This window comes from Actinotalea ferrariae CF5-4 (genome assembly GCF_000603945.1).
Classification (GTDB): domain Bacteria; phylum Actinomycetota; class Actinomycetes; order Actinomycetales; family Cellulomonadaceae; genus Actinotalea; species Actinotalea ferrariae.
On record NZ_AXCW01000363.1, the window covers coordinates 1 to 3,045 of the forward strand.

Genomic DNA, 3,045 nt, shown 5'->3' on the forward strand with positions numbered 1-3,045 from the left:
CGCGCCGCGCGCCGAGGCAGCGCCGCCGCCACCGGGAGCCGTCCGCGTCCGCGGGGACCGCGTGGAGCTGTCCGTGCTCGGCATGACGTGCCGGGCGTGCGAGGTCCGCATCGGCACGGCGCTCCGGACGGTTCCCGGCGTGACCCACGCCGACGTGTCCGCCGCGCAGGGACGCGCCCGCGTCCGCACGGACGCCGTCGTGCCCGTGGAGCGCCTCGCCGCGGCGGTGCGCCGGGCCGGCTACGAGCTGGGGCTCGAGCGGCGCCCGTGGGTGACCCGGGACCGTCGGGTGTGGCGCGACGTCGCCCTGGCCGTGGCGGCGGTCGCGGGGGTCGCGGTGCTCGCGGGAGCGCTCGGGGTGCAGGAGCTCTCGGCCGGGTGGGGCGCCTCGGCGATGAGCGGGAGCCTCGTGCTCGTCGTGCTGCTCGGCGTCGCCGCGGGCCTGTCCACCTGCATGGCCCTGGTCGGTGGGCTCGTGCTCGCCGTGTCCGCCCGGCACGCCCAGGTCCACGCGGCCTCCGACGCCACCCGTACCGGGCGCGGCGCACCGACCCGGCTGCAGCGGCTGCGCCCGCACCTCGCGTTCAACGCCGGGCGGGTCGTGGGCTTCGGCGTCCTCGGTGCGCTGCTCGGGGCGGTCGGCTCCGCGGTGCGGCTCAGCGGCGGCGCCGTCGCCCTGGTGACGGTGGTGGTGTCGCTGGCCATGATCGCCGTCGGGGTGCAGCTCACGGCCGTCTCGCCGCGGCTCGCGGGCCGCACGGTCGCGCTGCCCGCAGGGCTCTCGCGCCGCCTGCGCCTGGACGAGCGGGCCGGCGGCGGCTACCACGACGCCCGGACGGCGGGCCTCGGCGCCGCGACCTTCCTCCTCCCCTGCGGCTTCACGCAGGCGGTCCAGCTCTACGCGATCTCCACCGGCAGCCCGGCGCGCGCGGGAGTGGTCATGGCGCTGTTCGCGCTCGGCACCGTGCCCGGCCTGCTCGCGGTGGGCGGCCTGACCTCGCTCGTCCCGTCCGGGCGGCCGACGACGGCGCCGCGCTTCCTGCGGTTCGCGGGCGTCGCCCTCGTCGCGTTCGCCCTGGTCAACCTCTCGGGGGCGGGGACGGTCCTGGCGCCGGGGCTGTTCGGCGGGCTCGGCCCGGCGCCCTCGGCCGCAGGTCCCTCGGGCGCCGGGAGCGCTGTCTCGGCCAACGTCACCCTGGACGACGGCGTCCAGGTCATGCGGACGACGCAGGTGGTCGACGGGTACGAGCCGCAGCTCGCCACCGTGGTCGCCGGGACGCCGGTGCGCTGGGAGATCGACTCGGTCGCGGCGAGCTGCGCCAGCGCCCTCTACGCCCCGGACCTCGGCGGGGGCCAGGCGCCCGTCCTGCTCCCGCCCGGCGTGACGACGCTGGAGTTCACGCCCGAGCGCCCGGGCCGGCTGTACTACTCCTGCGCGATGGGGATGTACACCGGCGCGGTCGACGTCGTCGCGCCGTAGCCGTCGCTCGTCGCTCGTCGGCCCCCGGGATGCGGCCCGGCCGGAGCCTGGCCAGGCTCGGACCATGACCGCGCGCACCCCGCCCCCTGATCTCCCGGACGGGCAGCCGGGGCTGCTCACCCTCGGGCACGGGACGGCGGACGCGGAGCTCCTCGGCGACGTGCTGCGGTCCGCGGACGTCCGCGCGCTGGTGGACGTCCGGCGGCTCCCGGGCAGCCGGCGCCACCCGCACGTCGCCCGCGACGAGCTCGCGCGGTGGCTGCCCGATCTCGGCGTCGCGTACCGGTGGGAACCGCGGCTCGGCGGGCGGCGACGCACGCCGGACGACGCCTCGCCGGACACCTGGTGGCAGGTCGAGGCCTTCCGCGCGTACGCGGCGCACACGCGCACCGACGAGTTCCGGGAGGCGATGGCCGACCTGCTCGAGCAGGCGCAGCGGGAGCGCACCGTGGTGCTGTGCAGCGAGACGGTCTGGTGGCGCTGCCACCGCCGCCTCGTGGCCGACGTCGCGACCCTCCTGCACGACGTCGACGTCCGTCACCTCGGTCACGACGGACGCCTCTCCCCGCACCGGCCCGCCGCCGGAGCGCGGGTCACGGACGACGGGCTCGTCTACGACCGGGCGGAGGACGAGGCCTCGGCGCCGGCCTGAGCCGCCGCGCGTTCCCGGAGGCGGACCTCGCAGCCCTGCCCGACGCGCACGATGCGGTCGACCGTGAGCGGTCCCGCGTGGCGCGCCAGCATGCCCCGGGTCAGCCCGAGGTGGACCCGGCAGACGACGTCGCCGTTCCCCTCGCGCAGCTCGGCGAACGGGCAGTGCCGCAGCCGGAGCGTGAGGCCGTCGTCCTCGGCGTCCGGCTCGAAGCCCAGGGCGCCGAAGTGCGCGTGCAGCGCGGCGAGCTGGGACTCGACCGTCCCGGCGTCCTGGCCCGCCGTCTCGCACGGGTAGTCGGCCGCCCACGCCTCGCCGGCCTCCTCCGCGCGCGCCGCGGCGGCCTCGGGCTCGGGGAAGCCGGTCAGCAGGACGCGCATGAGCTGGTCCCGGACGCGCTGGTCGAGCTCGTCGGTCGCCTCGGCCGCGGTGGAGCGGTAGGGCATGCGCGGCCGGCCGCGGGTGCGCCGGATCTCCGGCGCCCGGGCAGCGAAGCCGGCGACGACGAGCCGGTCGAGGTGCTCCCGCACCGTGTTGACGTGCAGGCCCACCTCCTCCGCGACCGTCTCCACGGGGAGCGGCGTGGCGCGCTCCTCGAGCAGACGCAAGATCGCCACCCGGCTCTCGGAGGAGAGGACCCGGTACGCGTCGACGGATCGCCGGACCATGTCCCCAGTCTCCGCCGGGTCAAATGCGTTTCTCTGGGACCAAAGAGCCCCCGTCGACAGGACGGGGGCTCTTCGGGTCCGGCGGTCGGGCCAGGGCCCGTTCGCCGTCAGGCCGGGCAGCAGACCGGAGCGACCGCGGTGGCGCCGGGGCGGTCGGCGGGGCGGACGGCCGAGGCGGTCCGGGCCACCGCGTCGCCGACGGCGTACCGGGTGGTCACGGCCGCCTGCCGCGTCCGGGCGACGGC

General features: G+C 77.8%; 3 protein-coding genes. 2 read left to right on the top strand and 1 reads right to left on the bottom strand.

Annotated features, from left to right (window positions below):
* Positions 1 to 1,480: urease accessory protein UreH domain-containing protein (locus tag N866_RS17755; protein WP_034229113.1), on the top strand; the 1,480-nt coding region annotated here is incomplete at its 5' end.
* A gap of 64 nt (positions 1,481 to 1,544) precedes the next feature.
* Positions 1,545 to 2,132 (top strand): DUF488 domain-containing protein, encoded by a 588-nt coding sequence (locus N866_RS17760; RefSeq protein ID WP_052023228.1) that lies wholly within the window; start codon positions 1,545 to 1,547, stop codon positions 2,130 to 2,132.
* Here the strand turns inward: N866_RS17760 and N866_RS17765 are convergent.
* Positions 2,093 to 2,800 carry a helix-turn-helix transcriptional regulator gene (locus N866_RS17765; RefSeq protein ID WP_052023229.1) on the bottom strand — a complete coding sequence of 236 codons (708 nt, stop codon included), beginning with the start codon at positions 2,798 to 2,800 and terminating at the stop codon, positions 2,093 to 2,095. The genes N866_RS17760 and N866_RS17765 overlap by 40 nt on opposite strands.
* Positions 2,801 to 3,045 lie beyond the last annotated feature (245 nt).